This window comes from Paraburkholderia sp. HD33-4 (genome assembly GCF_021390635.1).
Taxonomy (GTDB): Bacteria; Pseudomonadota; Gammaproteobacteria; order Burkholderiales; family Burkholderiaceae; genus Paraburkholderia.
Genome location: NZ_JAJEJS010000001.1, coordinates 469,896 through 491,694 on the forward strand (window position 1 = coordinate 469,896; position 21,799 = coordinate 491,694).

Below are 21,799 nucleotides of genomic sequence, written 5' to 3' on the forward strand. Positions count from 1 at the left end.
CGCAAAGGACAACCCCTATGAACACCAACGGCGCTCTGATTTCTGGCACTTCCTCTGACCAGATCAAATGGATTCGAATCGCTTCAACCTTTCTTCCGCTGGCCAATCCGATCAGTGATGCCAAGGTATTGACCGGCCGGCAAAAGCCGATGACGGAAATCGCCATCCTGTTCGTCGAGATCGAAACGGCGGATGGTCATCGTGGTCTCGGTTTCAGCTATTCGAAACGCGCGGGGGGGCCTGGCCAATTCGCTCACGCAAAAGAAATCGCGCCTGTATTACTCGGGGAAGATCCAAGTGACATTGCTCGCCTCTGGGACAAGCTCGCGTGGGCCGGTGCTTCGGTGGGCCGCAGTGGCATGGCTGCGCAGGCGATCGGCGCATTCGACGTCGCGCTGTGGGATCTCAAGGCAAAGCGTGCCAACCTGTCGCTCGCGAAGCTGCTGGGCGCGCATCGCGACTCCGTGCGTTGCTACAACACCTCGGGCGGATTCCTGCACACGCCGCTCGATCAGTTGCTGACCAACACGGATATTTCTCGTGAAAAGGGCATCGGTGGCATCAAGCTCAAGGTCGGCCAACCGGACTGCGCGATCGATATCCAGCGTGTTGAGACCGTGCGCAAGCACCTGGGCGACGCGTTCCCGTTGATGGTCGATGCAAACCAGCAGTGGGACCGGCCCACCGCCCAACGGATGTGCCGCACCTTCGAGCAGTTCAACCTGATCTGGATCGAAGAGCCGCTTGACTGCTACGACGCGGAAGGTCACGCCGCCCTCGCAGCACAGTTCGATACGCCGATCGCAACCGGGGAGATGCTGACCAGCGTTTCCGAGCACTGGGATTTCATCCGGCAGCGCGGTGCGGACTATCTGATGCCCGACGCCCCACGCGTCGGCGGGATCACCCCGTTCCTGAAAGTGGCTGCGCTTGCCGATCACGCGGGCCTGATGCTCGCGCCTCACTTCGCAATGGAGCTGCACGTGCATCTCGCCGCCTGCTATCCGAGCGAGCCGTGGGTTGAGCACTTCGAATGGCTCGAGCCGTTGTTCAACGAGCGACTCGAGACGCGCAACGGCCGGATGATCGTGCCCACCCGTCCGGGCCTGGGCCTGACGCTTAGTGATCGCGTGGCGGATTGGACGGCGCAGGACGCAGAGTTCGGTAGCCGCGGCTGATCGCGTTCGCGAGAACGTGTAGCGCAAGCGGTGGTGGCCGTGACTTGGCCCGGCGGCGCGCTCAAGAGCCCGGGCAGAAGCGACTAACGTACGGCGCTACGCCCTTGCATTCCCATAGTTGTTGCAGCCTGAGACCACCGGAGAAGCGGTCCGGGCTCATCAAGTGGAGCGCCTTAACGGTACGCGCTTCCGGGCATTCATAGGAGACGACGATGAACACCCGTCAGAAATGGTGGAGCATTGGTGGCAGCCTGCTGCTGGGGCTTTTTGTGGCTTATCTGGACCGTACGGTCCTCTCGGTGGCGTTGCCGTCCATTGCCGAGGACCTGGGCTTCGCTGGCCCGCACATGGCGATGACGTCCAGCTGGGCACTTACCGCGTTCCTGATCGGCTACGCGGTGGCCAACGTGCTCGGTGGCATATTTACGCGCAAGTGGGATCCGAAATATGTCGCGATCTGGACCTTCGCGCTCTGGTCCGTCGCGACGGTGTTCGTGGGATCCACGAGTTCGGTGGCTGTGTTGCTGGTTTGCCGCGTATTGCTGGGCATCGGCGAGGGCGTCTACTGGCCTCAACAGTCGAGATTCGCCAAGGCCTGGTTTGCACCGTCCGAGCGCACCAAAGCGAACGCACTGATCCAGTACTACGGACAGTTCCTGTCCCTCGCAATCGGCTTCGCACTTTTAACGCCGATCTATCACGCGTTCGGCTGGCGGATCCTGTTTTTCCTTTGCGGTGGGATCGGCTTGTTCCTGATCGTTCCGCTTTACATCGCGAAGCTCAAACCGGAGTCGGCCGCGCCGTACCCGCCCCCCGCAAACCAGGCCGTGAGTCGACTTACGCTGGCTGCGCTCGGTGGTCCCGCGTTCTTCCTGCTTCTCTTCAGCTATGTGATGCAGGGGATGCTGTTCTGGGGCGTAACGCTGTGGATTTCGCTGGCAGTCAAGTCGGTCGGCTTCACCGGTGCATCGCAAGGCGTAGCGAGCGCTCTGCCGTATCTGGCCGCCGTGCTGATGGCGCCGTTTATCGCATGGATCAGTGACCGCACAGGCCGGCGCGTGACGATCGCGGCATTGGGTCTGTTCTTGCCCGGTCTGCTGCTGATGTTGCTGCCAGCGGTTTCTAGCGGCTACGCGAAGCTGGCGCTGATCACGATCGCTCTGGGTTACTTCGCGAGTAGTTATACGCCGAATATCTGGTCGATTCTGCAGGCATCGGCAGAGCCTCAGGCGGTCGGATCCGCAGCCGGCATCATGAACGGAATCGGTGCGGGAGGCGGTGGAACGCTGGCGGGCTTCCTGGTCGGTCTGGTCAATGCTGCCACCGGCTCGTATATGGCGGGTTTCGAAATCCTCGGCGTACTGGCAATCCTCGGTGGAGGATCGCTGCTCCTGTATGGCCGTCTGGCTGCAAACAGGAAAGAAGCGCTCAATGCCACTGGTGGTCAGCCGGTCATCGCGCGCCCGAACTGACTGTCCATCTTTTATGCATGCACTATGACATCATCTACGAAGCCCATCCTCGTCGTGCCGCCTGCCGATGTCCGTGAGCAGCGCGACGAAGTACGCGCCAAGCCGTTGCTGATCGATGCGCACGTACACGTATGGACGAGCGATCCCCGATACCCGTTCGCCGCTGGTGCAAACGTGCCACGGGATGTCGACGCTAGCGCCGAAAGACTGCTGCAGTTAATGGCCGCCAATGGCGTGTCCCGCACGGTGCTGATCCAGGTGATTCACTACAAGTGGGATAACAGCTACCTGGCTGACGTTCTCAAGCGATATCCCCAACACTTTCACGGTGTCGCCCGCGTCAATCCGACGGATCCGGCTGCACCGGATCATCTGAGTCAACTCACGGCACAAGGCTTCCGAGGCGTGCGCCTGAGCCCGACAGAAGGTGCAGAAGGGGACTGGATCAACGGTCCGTTGATGCCGCCGCTGTGGTCGCGATGCGATCAGCTCAAGGTGCCGATGACGTTGCTCGCGCCTGCAACGCGCCTGCCTGACATCACCCGGCTCATCGACCGCTACCCCGATCTGACCGTGGTAATCGATCACATGGCCGATACACCACTCGACGAGCCTCAGCAATTGCAGTCGCTCCTAGAGCTCGCGCGCTACCCGAAGGTGTATGTGAAGATCTCGCACCTTTGGTCGCTATCGAAGCAGGTATATCCGTTTGCGGACTCGTTCGTGATGTTGAAGAAGGTCTATGACGCGTTCGGTGCCCAAAGGCTGATCTGGGGCACCGATCACCCGGTCTGCCTGCCACACGTCAGTTATGGCCAGGCGGTCGCGCTCTACAGGGACTATCTGGACTTCATGCCCGCCGCTGACCGGGAAGAAATCTGGCACGGGACGGTGCAACGGGTCTGGCAGTTCGGAATCTAGACAGCAATCCGCGGCGTTGCTGATGTGGCGGGTGGCGCGCCTCAGTGGTTGGCAACTGCCCAGAAAGTGTTGAGCGCGGGCGACTCGCGCATGACCGCTAACCCTTGTGAACCGCCGTTGCTGCGGCGGCGCCTCAAACGGCAGATGATGGTCGGGTTCGGCCGACCGCGTCGGTCGACGACCCGGCGCATGTGTCCCGTACGAGCCGCAACACACCGCTCCTGGTTGCGGCTCCTGAAAATGTCTATAACAGGGGAGCCAGCTCACCTCTGACGTTTGGCCGGGCGGCGCCTGCCGACACGTCGGCAAATCAGGCAGGAACGGGGCTGTGGTGAGGGAGGGCCGGCCGTGTCGGACACCTTCGATGTTTTCCTGAGCTATCACTGGCGCGACCATGCGCAGGTCGAGTCGCTCGCGCGGCGCCTGCGCGAAGCCGGGCTCCGCGTGTTTCTTGATCGCTGGTACCTGGTGCCCGGCACCAACTGGGTCAATGCGCTGGATACCACCCTCACTCGCTGCAGATCGGTCGCCGTCTGCCTGGGCGCCGAGGTGGGGCCCTGGCAGCAGCGCGAGCAGTACAGTGCGCTTGAGCGCCAGGTCGCCGAAGAGCGGAGCGGCACGGCCTTTCCCGTCATCCCTGTGCTGCTGCCTGGCGCCGACTCGCCACTGGGCTTTCTCAGGCAGAACACCTGGGTCGATCTGCGGGCTAACCTGGACGATCCGGTCCGCTTCATGGTGCTCACCCGAGCCATTCGCGGCGAGCCGCCGGGGCCGGAAGCGCAGTCAGCCGTGCAGCAGACACTTTCGCAGGTGTGTCCGTACCGGGGTCTGCTGTATTTCCGCGAACAGGATGCCACCTTCTACTACGGTCGCGCCGCAGTGGTGGCGCAACTTGTGACGGCAGTCGGCCAGCATCCGCTGGTGGCCGTGGTCGGAGCCTCAGGCAGCGGTAAGTCGTCGGTGGTGAGAGCCGGACTGCTGCCGCACTTGCGCGAGAGCCGCTCACCCGTTTGGGAAATCGCCACACTCGTGCCCACCGACCGGCCCTTGCAGGCGCTTGCTGCAGCCCTGCTGCCGCTGCTCGAACCCGAGATGAGCGAGGTCACCCGTCTGGGCGAGATCAGTCGGCTCGCCGGACAGTTCGCCGACGGTGCGACTACCCTGCGTGATGTTGTCGATCGCGTTCTCGCCAAACAGCCCGGCACCGAGCGGCTGATGCTGGTCGTCGATCAATGGGAGGAACTGTTCACGCTGACCCAGGAAGATAGCGCACGTCTGCACTTCATCGATGCGGTGCTGGAAGCCACGGAGAGAGCGAAGCTCTCGGTGGTGCTCACCGTGCGCGGTGATTTCTTCGGCCGCGCAATCACCGGTCACCGCCGTCTGTCGGACCGCCTGCAGGGCGCCCAGGTCAATCTTGGACCGATGACGCAGCGGGAGTTACGCGAGGCCATGGAAGGGCCGGCCGATAAGGTCGGCCTGATGTTCGAGCCGGGGTTGGTCGATGCGATTCTCGCCGATGTGGGCGATGAGCCGGGCAATCTGCCACTGCTGGAGTTCGTGCTGCGCGAGTTGTGGGAGCAACGCCAGGGCGCGCTCATGCACAAGGCCGCGTACGAGACGATGGGCAGGCTGCAAGGGGCCATCGCGCAAAAGGCCGATTCGCTGTACCACAGGCTGATCCAGAAAGATCCGCAAGCGGCAAGACGGCTTCAGAGTGTGTTCTTGCGGCTGGTACGCCCCGGCGAAGGCGAGCGGGACACGCGCCGGCGTGCCACGGCGTCGGAATTCGATTCCCGCACCGCTGCGCTGATCCGGCAACTCAGCGATGAGCGGCTGCTGGTTACCTCCAAGGCCAAGACAGATGATACGGAGACTGTCGAAGTCGCGCATGAGGCGCTGATCCAGAACTGGCAGCAATTACGGGAATGGGTCAGTGCGGACCGGCAGTTCATGATCTGGCAGGAGCGCCTGAATGTCCGCGCGCTGGAATGGGACAGACAGAAGCACAGCGCTGACCTGTTGATGCGCGGGCTGCCGCTGGCCGAAGCGCGCGACTGGCAGGCGAAGAGGCCTGACGACCTGTCGGCGCTGGAGCGCGACTTCATCACGGCAAGCGGGCAGCGCCGTCGTCGCATGTGCGCCGCTGGGGCAGCCGTCACGGCCGCGATTGCTATCGTTATGATCGTGACAGGCGCATGGATCATTCACCAGACTCGGGCAGTTGCACTCCAGACGTCGCTTGTGTTGGCATCGGCCGCCACGATGGCGAATGACGCGGGGTTCTACGACCGCGGGATGCGCTTCGCCATACTGGCGATGGGGATGAATTGGCTCTCGCCGGGATCGGCAGAAGCTGAGCAGGAACTCGTGCGTGGGGCGCACGCGTCAATGCAGATCGCGCAGCTCAGCGGGCATCAGGGGGCGGTTGCTTCCGCCGCCTTCAGCCCGGACGGCCAGCGGGTGGTGACCGCGTCCTTGGACTGGACCGCGCGGGTGTGGGACGCGACGACCGGCAAGCAGATCGCGCTATTCAGCGGGCATCAGGGGACGGTTTATTCCGCCGCGTTCAGCCCGGACGGCCGGCGGGTGGTGACCTCGTCTTACGATAGGACCGCGCGGGTGTGGGACGCGACGACCGGCCAGATGACTGCGCTGCTCAGCGGGCATGAGGAGCGGGTTGTTTCCGCTGCCTTCAGCCCGGACAGCCGGCGGGTGGTGACCGCGTCCTGGGACAGGACCGCGCGGGTGTGGGACGCGACGACTGGCCAGATGACTGCGCAGCTCAGCGGGCATCAGGGGACGGTTTATTCCGCGGCCTTCAGCCCGGACGGCCAGCGGGTGGTGACCGCGTCCCGGGACAGGACCGCGCGGGTCTGGGACGCGATGACCGGCAGGCAGATCGCGCTGCTCAGCGGGCATCAGGGCACGGTTCTATCCGCGGCCTTCAGCCCGGACGGCCAGCGGGTGGTGACCGCGTCCCGGGACAGGACCGCGCGGGTCTGGGATGCGACGACCGGCCAGATGACTGCGCTGCTCGGCGGGCATCAGGATCGGGTTGTTTCCGCCGCCTTCAGCCCAGACGGCCAGCGGGTGGTGACAGCGTCCTCGGACGGGACCGCGCGGGTGTGGGATGCGACGACCGGCAGGCAGATCGCGCTATTCAGCGGGCATGAGGAGCCGCTTGTTTCCGCCGCCTTCAGCCCGGACGGCCAGCGGGTGGTGACCGCGTCTTACGATAAGACCGCGCGGGTGTGGGATGCGATGACCGGCCAGATGACCGCGCTGCTCAGGGGGCATGAGGATCGGGTTGTTTCCGCCGCCTTCAGCCCGGACGACCGGCGGGTGGTGACCGCGTCTTCGGACAGGACCGCGCGGGTGTGGGATGCGACGACCGGCAAGCGGATCGCGCTATTCAGCGGGAATCAGGAGCCGGTTGTTTCCGCCGCCTTCAGCCCGGACGGCCAGCGGGTGGCGACCGCGTCTTACGATAAGACCGCGCGGGTGTGGGATGCGACAACCGGCCAGATGACTGCGCTGCTCGGCGGGCATCAGGATCGGGTTGTTTCCGCCGCCTTCAGCCCGGACGGCCAGCGGGTGGTGACCGCGTCCTGGGACAGGACCGCGCGGGTGTGGGACGCGACGACCGGCCAGACGATCGCGCAGTTCAGCGGGCATCAGGAGCCGGTTGTTTCCGCCGCCTTCAGCCCGGACGGCCAGCGGGTGGTGACCGCGTCTTACGATAAGACCGCGAGGGTGTGGGACGCGTCGACCGGCATGCAGATCGCGCTGCTCAGCGGGCATGAGGATCGGGTTGTTTCCGCCGCCTTCAGCCCGGACGGCCAGCGAGTGCTGACCGCGTCCTTGGACAGGACCGCGCGGGTGTGGGATGCGACGACCGGCCAGATGATCGCGCTGCTCAGGGGGAATCGGGAGCCGGTTGTTTCCGCCGCCTTCAGCCCGGACGGCCGGCGGGTGGTGACCGCGTCTTCGGACAGGACCGCGCGGGTGTGGGATGCGACGACCGGCCAGATGATCGCGCTGCTCGGCGGGCATCAGGGCACGGTGCTATCCGCGGCCTTCAGCCCAGACGGCCAGCGGGTGGTGACCGCGTCCTCGGACGGGACCGCGCGGGTGTGGGATGCGACGACCAGGCAGACGATCGCGCCGCTCACGGGGCATCAGGGGGTGGTTTATTCCGCGGCCTTCAGCCCGGACGGCCGGCGGGTGGTGACCGCGTCTTCGGACAGGACCGCGCGGGTGTGGGATGCGACGACCGGCCAGATGATCGCGCTGCTCAGCGGGCATCAGGGGGCGGTTGTTTCCGCCGCCTTCAGCCCGGACGGCCAGCGGGTGGTGACCGCGTCGCGGGATGCGACCGCGCGGGTGTGGTCTATTCGATGGCTCATGCAATATCGAGGTCGGAGCCTCGCTGAAGCTGTGTGTAAGGAAAAGCTCGTGGGCGCAAACCTGCTCACAGCCGATGATGAAGCTGCCCTTTCTCTCATTCGCCGGCGCCAAGGAGAAAATGTGTGCGGATCATGACTTGTAGACCGGTCGGCGAGTGGTCTCCCGTGACAGGCGGGCGCTCAACACCACAGGGATCGCGGCCATGAACGATGACGTTATTGCGAAGATATGGCGCCGCCGGATCGCATGGTCGCGAGCCGCAGACAAGCTGAAGGGTCCGGCCGACCGCGTCGGGCGGCTCTCGGCCACAAGCAGACATATGCGGTGCAAAATGCTACGTCACCTTACCTCCGCAAGCCCGCCCTTTGTCAGGAAAGCATAAAATGACGGCCTTTTACATTGGCCAGCACGAGATCGACGACGAGGCAGCTTTCGCCGACTATCTCAACGAGACAATGCCATTCATCGAAAGGCACGGCGGACGCTATCTCACCAAAGCTGGCACACATGAAATGCTCGAAGGGCAACGGCCAAGCCGCGTCGTAGTTGTCGAATTTCCGAGCATGCAGGCGATTAAGGATTGGTACAACGATCCCGGCTATCGGCCGCTGATCGCCAAGCGACATGCAGCGGCGCGCAGCGTCATGATCGCGGTGGAGGGCCAGTGAAGCGATGGGACGTCCCTGCATTTAGCGGGTCCGCTCCAACCCAGAAAGCGGCCATCGCGGTGGTTTCGGCCAAGGTCAGCGAAGGGTCGGTTTGAGTCGATCAGCCTTCCAACACGTGCGCCAGGTCGACGCCTCTCCGCGCGGGCCGCTGTAGACCGAACCTCGGCGTGCCTCGCTGGCGCACTAACAGTTTTTTGCGGATTTGCCAGAACGCAACCCCTCGGGAAGCTCATCAATTTGGTTCTTCCAGCCTCACGAGTTCACCGCCAGTCTCACGAATTCTGTTTCCCTGCAGCGTCACAGGACCGATCAGCGAGTCGGTCCTGCGACTACGGCGAGGCGGGGATACAGACGCAACAGCCGCGACCGTGCCCTCACACGCGTCATAACCTCAATGCACGTTCCCGGTATCACTCAGCAACTGCGCGAGATATGGCTTCCACACCTCCGGATGAGCCAACGTCTGGTGACCGTACGAATGCGCAGTCTCCGGCATCTCGACGAAGCCGCCGTTCGGCACGGCCTTCATCTCCCGCTGCATCACGCCGAGGTCCGCGGCATTGATCAGGTCGTCGGCGAAATTGACGGCGAACAGCCGCGCGCGAATCTTCGACAACTCAGGCGCGGGGTCGTAGTCCCACGACGATTCGAACCAGTACAGCACGTCGTTGGCGTCGGTCTTGCCGGCGTTGTCGACGAGGCTGTCGTACGTCTTCGTTGCCGCGTCGCGCGTGGGCGCTTCGCTTTGCATGCGGGCCGGGTTGTTGGTGATCAGCGTGAAAATCGGCATCACGCGCGTCCATTGAGTCGGCTGCGCCGTGTAGTCGCCGCGCTGCCAACCCGGATCATTGCGAATCGCGCCGACGATCATCTGACGCCATAGCCAGTTGCGGCCTGCCATCGCGATGGGTTGGCTAGCAATCGGCATCAGCGCGTCGGCCATCTGTGGATAGCGCTCGCCCCACATCCAGGTCTGCATGCCGCCCATCGACGTGCCGAGCACGAGGCGCAGATGCTGGATATGCAAGCCCTCGACCAGCAGCCGATGGTTCGCCTCGACGACGTCGCCATACCCATAGTGCGGGAAGCGCGCGTGCATGCCGTCGCTAGGCTTGCTCGAACCGCCGCGGCCGAGGCCGTCGGGGATCACGATGAAGTAGCGGCTCGCGTCCAGCGGCTGCCCCGCGGCGAACAGCTCGCGCTGCATCGTCGATGTCAGATAGGCCTTGCTGGTGCCCGTGGTGCCGTGCAACAGCAGCACCGCGTTGTCGATGTCGCCGTGTGCATTGCGGTGCGGCGTGCCCAGCGTCACGTAGTGGATGCGGACCTCCGGCAGCGAGGTGCCATCGGCAAACTGGAAGTCGTGCTCGGTGAAATCGGCCGCCTGCGCGGAAGCGGGTTCGGTCGTCGCAGCGTGAGCCGGCACGAGGCCGGTCAGTACGCACATTCCTGCAGTGGCCAGCAGGGATGCGATACGGATCATTTTTGTTGTCCTGTCGATGAGGGGGAGGGGAAGAATACCGTAACCCTACCGGCCTCGTGCGGGCAGGCGCACGCGATGATCCTCGTGTCGCCAGGCGACACGGCGGCGTGGCGCAATAAAAAACCGCGGCACCAGGGCCGCGGTTTTCATGTCAACGACAACGACTTCGCTGCTCGGCCGACGCAGCCTCAAGCCGCCGGCGTATCCCCTTGAGGACGCTGCCGCACGCTGCCCGCGATCAGATCGAAGCGGAACAGCCGGCATTCGAGCGCGCCGTTGAAGAGCGGCGTCTTCGTCGATTCGCGCAGGCGCAGTTGCCCCGGGAGCTTGCGATCCGACGTCAGGATGAACGCATGCCATCCGGCGAAGCGCTGCTTCAACGCATTGCCGAGCAACTGGAAAAACTCGCTGTCCGGCGCTTCTTCCTGAACGCGGCGGAAGCCGTCGTCGTCGCGATTGCCGCGCCCTTCACGAAGCTCGCCGCGGGCATTGCGGCCGCGCACTTCGATCCGCTCGCCATACGGCGGATTCGCGACGAGGATGCCCGGCGCCGAGGAAGGGGGCGTCATGTCGCGCGCGTCGAGCTGCTTGAGCGCAATGGACGGCAAGCCGGCGCGCTCGAAGTTCGCGCGCGCTTTCTCGAGCATGTCGCCGGAGATGTCGCTGCCGTAAATCTGCAGATCGCCGCCGCGCGTGCCGCGGGCCGCGTTCTTCGCTTCGAGCGCGGCGCCCCGCAGCGTTTGCCAGGTCCGCGAATCGAACTGTATGAGCTTTTCGAAGCCGAAGCGCCGCTGCACGCCCGGCGCGATGTCCAGCGCGACCTGCGCCGCTTCGGCGAGGAACGTGCCGCTGCCGCACATCGGATCGTAGAGCGGCGTGCCGGCCTGCCAGCCGGTCAGACGCAGGATGCCCGCAGCGAGGTTTTCGCGCAGCGGCGCCGCGCCCTTGTCGAGACGCCAGCCGCGCTTGAACAGCGGATCGCCCGACGTATCGAGGTACAGCGTGCAGTCGGTCGCGGTCAGGAACGCGAACACGCGCACGTCGGGCATCGCGGTGTCGATGCTCGGCCGCGCGCCGCTCTTTTCGCGCAGACGGTCGCAGATCGCGTCCTTCACTCGCAGCGTCGTGAACTCGAGGCTGCGCAGCGGCGACTTGATCGCGGTGACGTCGACGCGCAGCGTCTCGTGCGCCGAGAACCATTGCTCCCAGCGTTGCTCGAGCGCGAGCGCGTAGATGTCCTGCTCGTTGCGATAGGGCCGTTGCGCGATTTTCAGCAGCACGCGGCTCGCCAGACGCGAGTGCAGGTTGGCAGCCATGCCGGCGGCCCAGCCGCCGCGGAAATGCACACCGCCCGGCACCTGGGCGCCGGCCGTGAACGCGGCGCCGTTCAGATGTTTGGCGGCAATTTCGGCGAGTTCGGCCGCGAGCGGAGCTTCGAGCCCGCGCGGGCAAGGAAGGAAGAAATCGAAGGACATTGAGGTTGCCGCAAGGCGTTGGATAAGGCGCTATTGTACGCGGTCGGGGTCCGCGGGCCGGCGGGCCGGCGCGATCGGCGCGCCGGGGAGTCGCCCGTCGTCGCGTCAGCTCGCCTCGCGGACCGCTTTGGCCGGCCACACCAGTTCCAGCGGATGCCTTCTGACCCGCTGCCAGATCGCGCCGCGCAGCGAGCGCACCGCATTGCGCCGCAAATCGCGCGATTTCACCGCCATGTAGAACGCCAGCGCAAAGCTCACGGCGACATTGAGAATCGCCATGCTGCCGACGCCCGCCACCGCCCACCACAGCGCCGGCAGCTTCAGCGCGCTTTCGCCAAGCACGCCGATGGCCACGCCGATCGAGCCCGCGGAGAGCGTCACGTGACGCACGTCGAACTTGAACGCGAAGGCGGTGAGGATCGCCGGCACGAGCCCGAGCATCAGGCCGAGCGTGATATTGCCGACCACGCCCGCGACGTTCGCGCGGCAGAAACGCGCGAGACGGTCGGCACCGGCCACGCCGAGCGTCATGCGCAGGCGCCGGTTGTAGCTGAGCGCGTCGGCGACGCGATGCAGGATGAACCAGTTGTCCGCCCAGCCCGCGATCAGGCTCGACGACCACAGCAGCACGCCGGTCAGCGCCGCATAGAACGGCGTCGGCCCGATGAGCGAGAACGACTGCAGCGTCGCGATCGCCTTGTCGGCCGAAATGAGATCGTGGTTGAACATCGCGTGCCACAGCAGATCCACACACAGGCTCACGGGAAACACCAGCAGCACGTTGCCGAGCACCGCGGCGGCCTGCGTGCGCATCAGCGCGGTCACCGAGCTCACGAAACTGTCGACGCCGGCCGGCGTGCCGACGCCGTCGAGTTCGCGCGCGAGCGTCGGCGCGGTCATCGCCGGTTGCTTGGTCGCGAGCGAGAAATGCAGGAAGTGCATCAGCAGAAAGCTTGCCGCGTAGTTGAAGCCGGCGAGCACGCCTTCGAGCATCGCGTGCAGATGCGCGCCCGTGATCGCGAACTTCACGCACACGGTGACGACGGTCACGAGCCCGCCGCCGGCCGCCATGCGCATCATCTTCAGATACTCGGCTCGATCGCGCGCGATGTAGTGTTCGCCGGTGTCCGCGCTGTACTCGACGATCTTGCGCGCGAGCAGCGATGAATTGCTGCGGGCGAGATGCGCGACGCTTTGGCTCGCGTGGTTCGCGCGCACGAGTTCGGCGGTCAGCCGCGCGGCCGCGTGCAGATCGTGCTGCGCCATCCACGCATCGAGCAGATGCTCGGCGCGCTCGATGCGCATGCGCATCCGCTCGACCTGAAACACGATGTCGACGCTCACGCCATTGCGGTACAGATGCGCGAACACGTCGTCGGTCGCGCCCCGGCATTCGTCGAGCAGCAGCCGCAGATAGTTGACCTCGCGCAACAGCGGCTCCTGCGGGCCGCCCGCCGCGTACGCGTCGTGCGCGGTCTCGAGCGCGAGCATCGCGCGGGTGAGGCGGTAGAACGGCTGGTTTTCCATCGCAACGCGCACGCCGGCGGCGTCGGCGGTGCGTGCATCGATGACGTGGTCAACGCGGTCGTCGCGGCGCTCCTCGGGTGGTGCCACACCGCCCAGCCGGCTACGCACCGTTTGCGACAGTCCGGTCGAGCTGATCTGGCAGGTCAGGTTGTGCAGCGCGGCCAGCAGGTCGAGCGAGAAGGGCGTGCTGTCGCGCTGGTCTTCGTCGTCGTCGGGCGCGTACTCGAATAGCGCGTGGATGCGCACGAGCAGATCGGTGGGCAGCGTGTCGATCCATTCGGCGTCGCGCTCGGAGACGAACATCAGCGTGACGATCGCGGTGAGGTCGCGGCGGTTCGGCGCGGGCGGAATCAGTGAGGCTTCGAGCCGCTCGAACATCGCGCCGAAGAAGCCCGAATGCACCGGCATGCCGGCGTCGCACAGCAGCGAGAGGCCGTCGCTTTCGCGCAGCAGCGCACGCAGGATGCCCGCGACGTTGGCCTTCCATGCGGGGTTGCGCTCGAGCACGTGCAGCAGGTAGCGGATGCGCGTGTGGGCGGGGTCTGACTGGGGGGCGGCGGTGTCGGTCGTGTCAGTCGTACCGGGCGGCACCCTGCGGCCGCGGCGAATCCAGTGCGCGAGTTCGATCAGCCATTCGCTGCGCTCCGCGTAAGGCGCGGTCTTGTCCGCGATCGCGAGCAGCGCGTCGAGTTGGTGGCCGCCGTCGCGTGACGCACGCCATTTTTTTATCAACCGCTTGATGGTGTCGAACATGGCGTTGTCCTGCGGTGGCGCGCGAGATCGAATGGACCGTCAGGTATCGCGGACGCGTGTCTGCTGAAGCTGTGCGCTGAAGTCGGCGCGAGCCCGGATGAACCTGCATGCGTACACCATGCGTGTTCATCCGGGCCCGCGCCCGCCGGGCTGGTCAGGCGCCGGCTCCCGCAGCCGTGCCCGCGGAAGGACAGGGCGGCACGACCGGCGCCGCCGCCGGCCTGGCCGAAGACGAAGTCCGGCCCGTCGTGGGCGGGGTCGCGGCGGCCGCTGCCGCCATTGCGTGCACGCCCATCGCAACCTGCGTCGACACTTCCTCGAGCGCGCGCCGGTGTCCGTCGACGAGCGCGTCGTAGCCGCCGCCGACCGTCTCGCTGACCACGCTGCGACACGTCATCACCGCATTGCTGCGCACGGCGCGCACGCTCCACACCGCATCGATCAGCGCATGCGAGCCTGGCCACGACTCGAAGCGCTGCACGTTCATCGCGATCCGGTAGACGGCCACGTCGTCCGGGTGCGCGGTGCCGAACGCATCGATGGTGCCGAGCTGCTGCGTCAGATTCGTCGACAGCGCGCGGCGGATTTCATCGCCGGGCAGCGACGCCCAGCGCTCCTGTTCGAGCAACTGCACCTGAGTCGGCCCGGTCTGCACGACCAGCTGATTTCTCGCCACCTGCGGCGGCACGTTGACCGGCGCGACTTCGATCAGCCACGCGGGCGCGGTGCCCGTGCGCGCGACGGCCGGCGCGCCGCCATTTGCGGCGGCAACCGCGCTGTCCGCGCCACCCAGCGTATAGAAACGGCTCGACGGCGACGAGCACGCCGCGATGGCGAGCGCCGCAGCCAGTGCGGTGCCATACGCGACGCCGCGCAAGGCACCGCGCACGAGCGCGCGCGGCGGACGGGGGAGCCGGGCAAACATCATGGTTTATCTCCTGATTTACCGCGCAACAGCGATTCGGGATGACGCTCGAGATAGTCCGACAGCGCGTTCAGCGACTGCAACGTGCGCGTCAGTTCCTGCAACGCCTGATGGACGTCGGACTGCATCGGCGAATCCTGCTGCAAGGTTGCCTGGGCCGAATTGAAGGTCTGCTTCGCGGCGCTCAGCGTGTCGCGCGCCTGCGGCACGACTTCCTTGTCGAGACGCGAGAACAGCTGGTCGGCGTTCTTCAGCGCGGTGTTCAGGTTCTCGCCGATCTGGTCGAACGGCACCTTGTCGAGCTTCTTCGCGATGTCGGCGACCTGCAGCTGCAATTCGTCGAGCGTGTTCGGAATGGTCGGTAGCTCCAGCGGATCGCGCGTGACGTCGACCTTGGCCGGCGCCGCCTTCGGGAAGATGTCGAGCGCCACGTATAGCTGGCTCGTGATCAGGTTGCCGGTGCGCAGCTGACCGCGCAGGCCGTGCCGGACCAGCTCCTGCAGCAGGTTCTCGCCGGCGAGCGTGCCCGGCTGCGGCGCGCTCTCGCGGAAGCGCTTGCCGAGGCGGTCGGGGAACACGTTCATCGTGACCGGCATCGTGAAGCTCTGCGTCTTCGGGTCGTAGTCGATGCCGATATTGGTCACCTGGCCGAGCACGATGCCGCGGAAGTCGACCGGCGCGCCGATCGACAGCCCGCGCAGCGACTGGTTGAAGTTCATCACGACGCGCAGCGGGATGCCGTCCGGTTCGCGCATCGCGTCCGCTTCGTCCGGAGCGAGGCGGAACGTCTGGTTGTTCGGCGCCTGCGGACCCATGTTCTGGCCGGGCGGCGACTGGAACGACAGACCGCCGACGATCACCGTCGCGAGCGATTGCGTGTTCAGCTTGAAGCCGCTCGAATCGAGCCGCAGATCGACGCCGCTCGCATGCCACCAGCGCGTGTTGGTGCCGACGTACTGGTCGAACGGCGCCGACACGAACACCTGCATCGTCACGCCGGTGCCGTCCTTGTCGAGCGAGAAGCCGACCACCTGGCCGACCTGCACGCGCCGGTAGAAGATCGGCGAGCCGATGTCGATCGAGCCGAGCGATTCGCCGTGCAGCGTGAACTGACGGCCTTTCTGGTCGCCGGTGATGGGCGGGGGCGTTTCGAGGCCGACGAAGTTGCTCTGGCTGTCGGTCGAGCGGCCCGCGTCGGCGCCAATGTACGCGCCCGACAGCAGCGTCGTCAGACCCGACACGCCGCTCGCGCCGACGCGCGGCCGCACCACCCAGAAGCGCGAGTCCTTGACCGCGAATTTTCCGCCTTCCTTGGTGAGCTGCACCTGCACGAGCACGTGCGACAGATCATCCGACAGCGTGATCGTCTTCACCGAACCGACGGTGACGTCCTTGTACTTGACCTGGGTCTTGCCCGGCTCGAGCCCTTCCGCGCTGATGAAGCTGATCGTGATCACAGGTCCGCGCTCGGTCACCGACTTGACGACGAGCGCGATGCCGATCAGCGCGGCGATCAGCGGAATCACCCAGACGAGCGACGGCAGCCAGCGGCTGCGCGGTTCGATCTCGGGGTCGGGCAGGTGGGGCGGCAGTCTGGGTCCGTTCGAATCGTTGCGCGGCGCGTCATCGGAAGCGGGCGTCGGTCCTTGCGGGCTAGTCATGGTCGAGATCCTGAGGTGTTGGGGTACTGCTTTCCACGGGGTCCCAGATGAGTCGTGGATCGAATTGCATGGAGGCCAGCATCGTCAGGATCACGACCGAGCCGAACGCGATTGCGCCTGGGCCGGCCGTGATCACGGCTAGCGATTTGAACCGCACGAGCGCGACGGTGAGCGTGACGACGAACACGTCGAGCATCGACCAGCGGCCGATCCGCTCGACCATCCGGTACAGCGTCGTGCGCTGTTGCGGACGCCAGCGCGAGCGTCGCTGCGCGGTAATGGTGAGCAGCACGAGCACCGACAGTTTCAGCATCGGCACCATGATGCTGGCGATGAACACGATCACCGCGAGCGGCCAGTCGCCGGAGGTCCAGAAGTAGACGACGCCGCTCATGATGGTGTCGTCCTCGGAGCCGAGCAGCGACGCCGTGTGCATCACCGGCAGCAGGTTCGCCGGAATATACAGCAGCGCCGCGGCGATCAGCAGCGCCCACGTGCGCATCAGGCTGTCGGGGTTGCGCGAGTGCAAAGGCGCGCCGCAGCGGCCGCAGTGTTGCGGCGTGACCGAGCGGATGCGCGGTTCGACGCGCCCGCACGAATGGCAGGACAGCAGGCCCGCGCGTTTCGCGGTGACGTATTTCATCGCGGGCTCATCCTTCGCGCGGCGTGGGCGGCAAGCCGGGCGGAGCGCTGCCCGCAGCACGCCTGGTCGTGCCGCCACCAGTGCCAGGAGCCGCACCGCCAGTCGCACCGCCAGTCGGGCTCGCGACGCGCGCGGATGGCGCCGGCGGACCGGCGAGCGAGCCGACCGCGACCGCCGCGCTGTCGGCCGACGTGCGCGGCAACGGCCGCTTGCCGCTCGGGTCGATTTCGTCGGCGACATCCCACAGCACGCGCGGATCGAACGTGACGACCACCGCGAACATCAGCGTGAGCGCGCCGAACGCGAACAGCGCCGCCTCGGGAATCACCCGAGCGAGGCTCACCATCTTCACGATCGTGATCAGCACGCCGAGCATGAACACTTCGATCATGCCCCACGGCCGCACGAACTGGATCGCGCGCAGCACCCGATTGAAGTGCGCGGGCACATAGCCGGCGCGCAGCGGCACCAGCACATACAGCAGCGCGACGAGTTCGGTGAGCGGAAAGAGGATCGTCGAGCAGAACACCATCACGGCGACGATCTCCATGTCCTCGCCCCACAGCGCGACGAGCGCGCCGAACAGAGTAGTCTGCGACGTGATGCCGTTGGTTTCGAGTTCGACGATCGGAAAGCCCTGCGCGATCACGAACGTGATCAGTGCGGCGAGCGTCAGCGCGCAGATCGCGTCGAGCTTGCGCGAGACGCCGCGAAAGAGCGTCGCGCCGCAGCGCGGACAGCGCGCGGCGACGCGCCCGACAAGCCGTGGCTTGCGGAGCAGCGTATCGCATTCATGGCACGCAATCAGGTTGTCATGTTCCATGCGGCAGATGGGCTAACGACGTAGTGGCGGCGTGCAAAGCCTGTTCTTTATGAGGAGTCGGGCGGCGGTGAGCAGCAATAGTACCAAACGCGGCCTCGCGACCGACGCGAGCCGCGCGCGGCACGGGGCCTGGCGCCGATCTGCCGCGCGCGGGTCCGGGCTGGTACGGTGTCGCTCCGAAGCTTTCTGCGCCCGATTCGTCCGGCGCCACGGCGACGGCGCGGCGGCAGCGCGGCGCCGTCCGGGCCGTTGCGACGCAAAATTCGGGCCCGTTCCGCCGACGCGCTACAGCCAGCTTTTCGCGCTTGGGGTAGCATGGCGGCCTTGGCATGCCCGGCGCCTTTTGCGGCGATGACGTCCGCCGCATTGGCCGCGCGCGCCGTGCCGATGCACGGGAGTTGGCGTGGAATAGCTGGCCGCGGCGCCCCGTTAACTTCTCATAGCCTGCGTTGATCTGTCATGACACTCAATCCATCGTTCGGTACCCGCGAGTCGTACACGCGGACCGCCATCGCGTTTCACTGGCTGATCGCGCTGCTGATCGTCTGCGGCTTTGCGCTCGGCTGGGTGATGACCGACATCCCGGGCTTCACGCCCACCAAGCTGCGCTATTTCTCATGGCACAAATGGATCGGCGTGACCGTGTTCGCGCTTGCGATCGTGCGCATCGTGTGGCGCGCGATCTACGGCGCGCCGCCGATGCCGCGCCGCATGCCGGCCTGGCAGCGCGGCGCCGCGCATCTCACGCATCTGCTGCTGTACGTGCTGATGATCGTGATTCCCGTGTCCGGCTATCTGTATAGCTCGGCGGCGAACGTACCGGTCGTCTACCTCGGGCTGATTCCGCTGCCGCGCATCATCGCGCCCGATCCGCACCTGAAGGAAGTGCTGAAGAACGTGCACATCGCGTTGAATTACACGTTGCTCGTGCTGGTCGCATTGCACGTCGCGGCGGCGCTCAAGCATCAATGGCTCGATCGCGATGGACTGCTGTCGCGCATGATCCCTTTCCTCAAATAAGGACAACCATGAAGGTTTCGTTTTATCGCTACATGCTGGCCGCGTTCGCGGCGGCGTCGCTGAGCACCGCGGGCGTGGCGCTCGCGCAGGTAGACGTCGCGAAGAGTTCGGTGACGGCCACCTCGAAGCAGATGAACGTGCCGGTCGAAGGCAAGTTCAACAAGTTCACCGCGCAGGTCAGCTTCGATCCGGCCAAGCCGACGGCCGGCAGCGCTCAGCTAGACATCGACGTCGCCAGCTACGATCTCGGCGACGAGAGCTACAACGAGCAGGTGCGCGGCAAGGAATGGTTCGACGCGAAGGCCTTTCCGAGCGCGACGTTCGTGTCGAGCGCGATCGCGCCGGCCGGCGGCAACCAGTTCAAGGTGACCGGCAAGCTGACCATCAAGGGCAAGTCGGAGACGGTGGTGGTGCCGGTCACCGTGAGCCAGCAGGGCGCGACACAGACCTTCGACGGCGCGCTGCCGATCAAGCGCTCGCTGTTCGACATCGGCACCGGCGAATGGAAGGACACGTCGGTCGTCGCCGACGAGGTCGTGATCAAGTTTCATATCGTCGCCGCGCACAAGTAACGCGTGCGGCGTTCGTGATGTCCGCCGCGCCACGTGGGGCGCGGCCGTTTTCTCACCGCAGGTTGCACCGCGATTTGCAACGCAAAACAGGAGCACGAATTGAAAACGTCCATGTTGATCGCCGTTGGCGCGCTGGCTTCGTCGCTGTCGCTCGGCGCGTTCGCCGCCGATACCTATACGCTTGATCCGATGCATACGTTTCCGAGCTTCGAGGCCGACCACATGGGCGGTCTGTCGATCTGGCGCGGCAAATTCACGAAAACCACGGGAACGGTGACGCTCGATCGCGCGGCCAAAACCGGCACCGTCGACGTGAGCGTCGATCCCGCTTCGGTGCAGACCGGCAACCCGAAGCTCGACGATCACCTGAAGTCCGACGAGTTCTTCGACGTCGCGAAGTATCCGTCCGTGACCTACAAGGGCACCCAGATCAAGTTCGACGGTGATAAGCCGGTCGAGGTGATCGGCACGCTGACGATTCGCGGCATCACGAAGCCGGTGAATCTGAAGATCGATTCGTTCAAGTGCATGCAGCATCCGGTGCTCAAGCGCGAAGTGTGCGGCGTCGAGGCGAGCACCGAATTCAATCGCGCCGACTACGGCATGGACTTCGGCACGAAGTACGGGTTCAGCATGCAGACCCGCCTGCATATCCAGTCGGAAGGTATCAAGCAGCAATAAGCGCGGCGACACCTTCGCAACTGACGGCGCGCTTGACGCTATCGCGATTCGGTTCGCGCTGCGCCGCACCACGAAAACCGCTTCGGTCGTTCGCCGACGAAGCGGTTTTTTATCGCCTGTAGCAAACGCCGCGGCCATGCGTGGCCCGCATTGGCACGCAGCGGCCCATTTGTTGCTCGCTTCACTTTTATTTTTTCAGTTAAATAGAGCGCATGCAGTTATGCCGGTGGTGCGCGTTGCCGGCATGGCCAGCGCGGACGTCACGCGTTCGCGTCGATAAATATTTCGCGCAGCACAGGAGATCTGGATGAATGCAACGACAGCAGCAAGCGTCGCGGGAAGCCGGCAGAATTCGTGGCGCGCGGTGGCGGCCGCCTCGATCGGCAACGCGCTCGAATGGTTCGACCTCGTGGTGTACGGCTTTTTCGCCGTGATCATCTCCAAGCTGTTTTTTCCCGCCGGCAACGAGACCGTATCGCTGCTGCTGACGCTCGGCACGTTCGGCGTGTCGTTTTTCATGCGGCCGCTCGGCGCAATCGTGATCGGCGCGTATTCGGACCGCTCCGGGCGCAAGGCGGCGCTCACGCTATCCATCCTGCTGATGATGGGCGGCACGCTGATCATCGCGATTCTGCCGACCTATCAGAGCATCGGTCTCGCCGCGCCGCTGATCCTCGTGCTCGCGCGGCTGATGCAGGGCTTCTCGGCCGGCGGCGAGTTCGGCAGCGCGACCGCGTTTCTCGCCGAGCACGTGCCGGGGCGGCGCGGCTTCTACGCGAGCTGGCAGATGGCGAGCCAGGGGCTGACGACGCTGCTCGCCGCCGGCTTCGGCGCGTTGCTCACAGGGCAACTGTCGCCGGAGCAGATGGCGTCGTGGGGCTGGCGCGTGCCGTTCTTCTTCGGTCTGCTGATCGGGCCGGTCGCGTTCTACATCCGCACGAAGCTGGACGAGACGCCCGAATTCCTCGCCGCCGAAACGACGCAGACGCCGCTGCGCGATACCTTCGCGACGCAGAAACTGCGGCTCGTGATCGCGATGGGCGTGGTGATTCTCGGGACCGTGTCCGCGTATCTGATGCTGTTCATGCCGACCTATGGCGTGCGGCAACTGGGGCTCGCGCCGTCGGTCGCGTTCTCGGCGATCGCGGTCACGGGTCTGATCCAGATGGTGTTCTCGCCGGTGGCCGGGCATTGGTCGGACCTGCATGGACGCACACGCATCATGCTGGGCGCGGCCGTGCTGCTGCTCGTGCTCGTCTATCCGGCCTTCACGTTGCTGATCGCGCATCCGAGTTTCGGCACGCTGATCGTGTGGCAGATCGTGTTCGGCTTTCTCGTCAGCGGCTACTTCGGCGCGACGCCGGGCCTGCTGTCGGAGATCTTCCCGGTGCAGACCCGCACGACCGGCATGTCGCTCGCGTATAACATCGCGGTGACGATCTTCGGCGGCTTCGGCCCGTTCATCATCGCGTGGCTGATCAGCGTGACCGGTTCGAAGGCAGCGCCGAGCTACTACGTGATGTTCGCCGCGCTGCTGAGCATCGCGGCGCTGCTTGGCGCGCGGCGCAAGCTGGGGTTCCGCTAGGT

General features: G+C 65.5%; 16 protein-coding genes. 9 read left to right on the forward strand and 7 right to left on the reverse strand.

Annotation, left to right across the window (positions count from 1 at the left end):
• Nucleotides 1-17: 17 nt before the first annotated feature.
• The 5 genes from L0U84_RS02180 (at nucleotide 18) to L0U84_RS02200 (ending at nucleotide 8,649) form a co-directional block, all read left to right on the forward strand.
• A complete protein-coding gene (locus L0U84_RS02180; protein WP_233847200.1) occupies nucleotides 18-1,178 on the forward strand; it encodes an L-talarate/galactarate dehydratase in 1,161 nt (386 codons plus the stop codon).
• 212 nt (nucleotides 1,179-1,390) lie between these two features.
• Entirely contained in the window at nucleotides 1,391-2,650 is a 1,260-nt protein-coding gene (locus L0U84_RS02185) for an MFS transporter (protein ID WP_233847202.1), read from the forward strand.
• 54 nt (nucleotides 2,651-2,704) lie between these two features.
• A complete protein-coding gene (locus L0U84_RS02190; protein WP_233847204.1) occupies nucleotides 2,705-3,571 on the forward strand; it encodes an amidohydrolase family protein in 867 nt (288 codons plus the stop codon).
• Nucleotides 3,572-3,919: 348 nt separating this feature from the next.
• Nucleotides 3,920-8,116: an nSTAND1 domain-containing NTPase gene (locus tag L0U84_RS02195; RefSeq protein WP_233847207.1), complete on the forward strand. Its 4,197-nt coding sequence runs from the start codon at nucleotides 3,920-3,922 to the stop codon at nucleotides 8,114-8,116.
• A 248-nt stretch (nucleotides 8,117-8,364) separates the two neighbouring features.
• On the forward strand, nucleotides 8,365-8,649 hold the full coding sequence (locus L0U84_RS02200) for a DUF1330 domain-containing protein (protein ID WP_233847209.1): 285 nt from the start codon (nucleotides 8,365-8,367) through the stop codon (nucleotides 8,647-8,649).
• Nucleotides 8,650-9,040: 391 nt separating this feature from the next.
• On the opposite strand, the gene L0U84_RS02205 is transcribed toward L0U84_RS02200, so the two are convergent.
• From L0U84_RS02205 to L0U84_RS02235, 7 genes are all read right to left on the reverse strand, one after another.
• Complete coding sequence (locus L0U84_RS02205; protein ID WP_233847211.1) at nucleotides 9,041-10,132, reverse strand: alpha/beta fold hydrolase; 1,092 nt, start codon at nucleotides 10,130-10,132, stop codon at nucleotides 9,041-9,043.
• A 188-nt stretch (nucleotides 10,133-10,320) separates the two neighbouring features.
• Nucleotides 10,321-11,607, reverse strand: coding sequence for a THUMP domain-containing class I SAM-dependent RNA methyltransferase (locus L0U84_RS02210; RefSeq protein ID WP_233847213.1), 1,287 nt, complete (start codon nucleotides 11,605-11,607; stop codon nucleotides 10,321-10,323).
• A gap of 105 nt (nucleotides 11,608-11,712) precedes the next feature.
• A complete protein-coding gene (locus L0U84_RS02215) occupies nucleotides 11,713-13,887 on the reverse strand; it encodes a site-specific recombinase (protein ID WP_233847216.1) in 2,175 nt (724 codons plus the stop codon).
• Between the two features lie 154 nt (nucleotides 13,888-14,041).
• The gene (locus tag L0U84_RS02220; protein ID WP_233847225.1) at nucleotides 14,042-14,815 is read right to left on the reverse strand and encodes a PqiC family protein; all 774 of its coding nucleotides are present in this window, start codon (nucleotides 14,813-14,815) and stop codon (nucleotides 14,042-14,044) included.
• The gene (locus L0U84_RS02225; RefSeq protein WP_233847227.1) at nucleotides 14,812-16,473 is read right to left on the reverse strand and encodes a PqiB family protein; all 1,662 of its coding nucleotides are present in this window, start codon (nucleotides 16,471-16,473) and stop codon (nucleotides 14,812-14,814) included. The genes L0U84_RS02220 and L0U84_RS02225 overlap by 4 nt, the downstream gene beginning before the upstream one ends.
• A complete protein-coding gene (locus tag L0U84_RS02230) occupies nucleotides 16,466-17,116 on the reverse strand; it encodes a paraquat-inducible protein A (RefSeq protein ID WP_233847229.1) in 651 nt (216 codons plus the stop codon). Before L0U84_RS02230 ends, L0U84_RS02225 begins: the two co-directional genes overlap by 8 nt.
• 7 nt (nucleotides 17,117-17,123) lie before the next feature.
• Entirely contained in the window at nucleotides 17,124-17,939 is an 816-nt protein-coding gene (locus L0U84_RS02235) for a paraquat-inducible protein A (RefSeq protein ID WP_233847231.1), read from the reverse strand.
• A gap of 459 nt (nucleotides 17,940-18,398) precedes the next feature.
• On the opposite strand from L0U84_RS02235, the gene L0U84_RS02240 reads away from it, so the two are divergent.
• The 4 genes from L0U84_RS02240 (at nucleotide 18,399) to L0U84_RS02255 (ending at nucleotide 21,797) form a co-directional block, all read left to right on the forward strand.
• The gene (locus L0U84_RS02240; RefSeq protein ID WP_233847233.1) at nucleotides 18,399-18,959 is read left to right on the forward strand and encodes a cytochrome b; all 561 of its coding nucleotides are present in this window, start codon (nucleotides 18,399-18,401) and stop codon (nucleotides 18,957-18,959) included.
• An 8-nt stretch (nucleotides 18,960-18,967) separates the two neighbouring features.
• On the forward strand, nucleotides 18,968-19,531 hold the full coding sequence (locus L0U84_RS02245) for a YceI family protein (RefSeq protein ID WP_233847235.1): 564 nt from the start codon (nucleotides 18,968-18,970) through the stop codon (nucleotides 19,529-19,531).
• Between the two features lie 111 nt (nucleotides 19,532-19,642).
• Nucleotides 19,643-20,212: a YceI family protein gene (locus L0U84_RS02250; protein ID WP_233851913.1), complete on the forward strand. Its 570-nt coding sequence runs from the start codon at nucleotides 19,643-19,645 to the stop codon at nucleotides 20,210-20,212.
• 307 nt (nucleotides 20,213-20,519) lie between these two features.
• Complete coding sequence (locus L0U84_RS02255) at nucleotides 20,520-21,797, forward strand: MFS transporter (protein ID WP_233847237.1); 1,278 nt, start codon at nucleotides 20,520-20,522, stop codon at nucleotides 21,795-21,797.
• The last annotated feature ends 2 nt before the right edge of the window (nucleotides 21,798-21,799 follow it).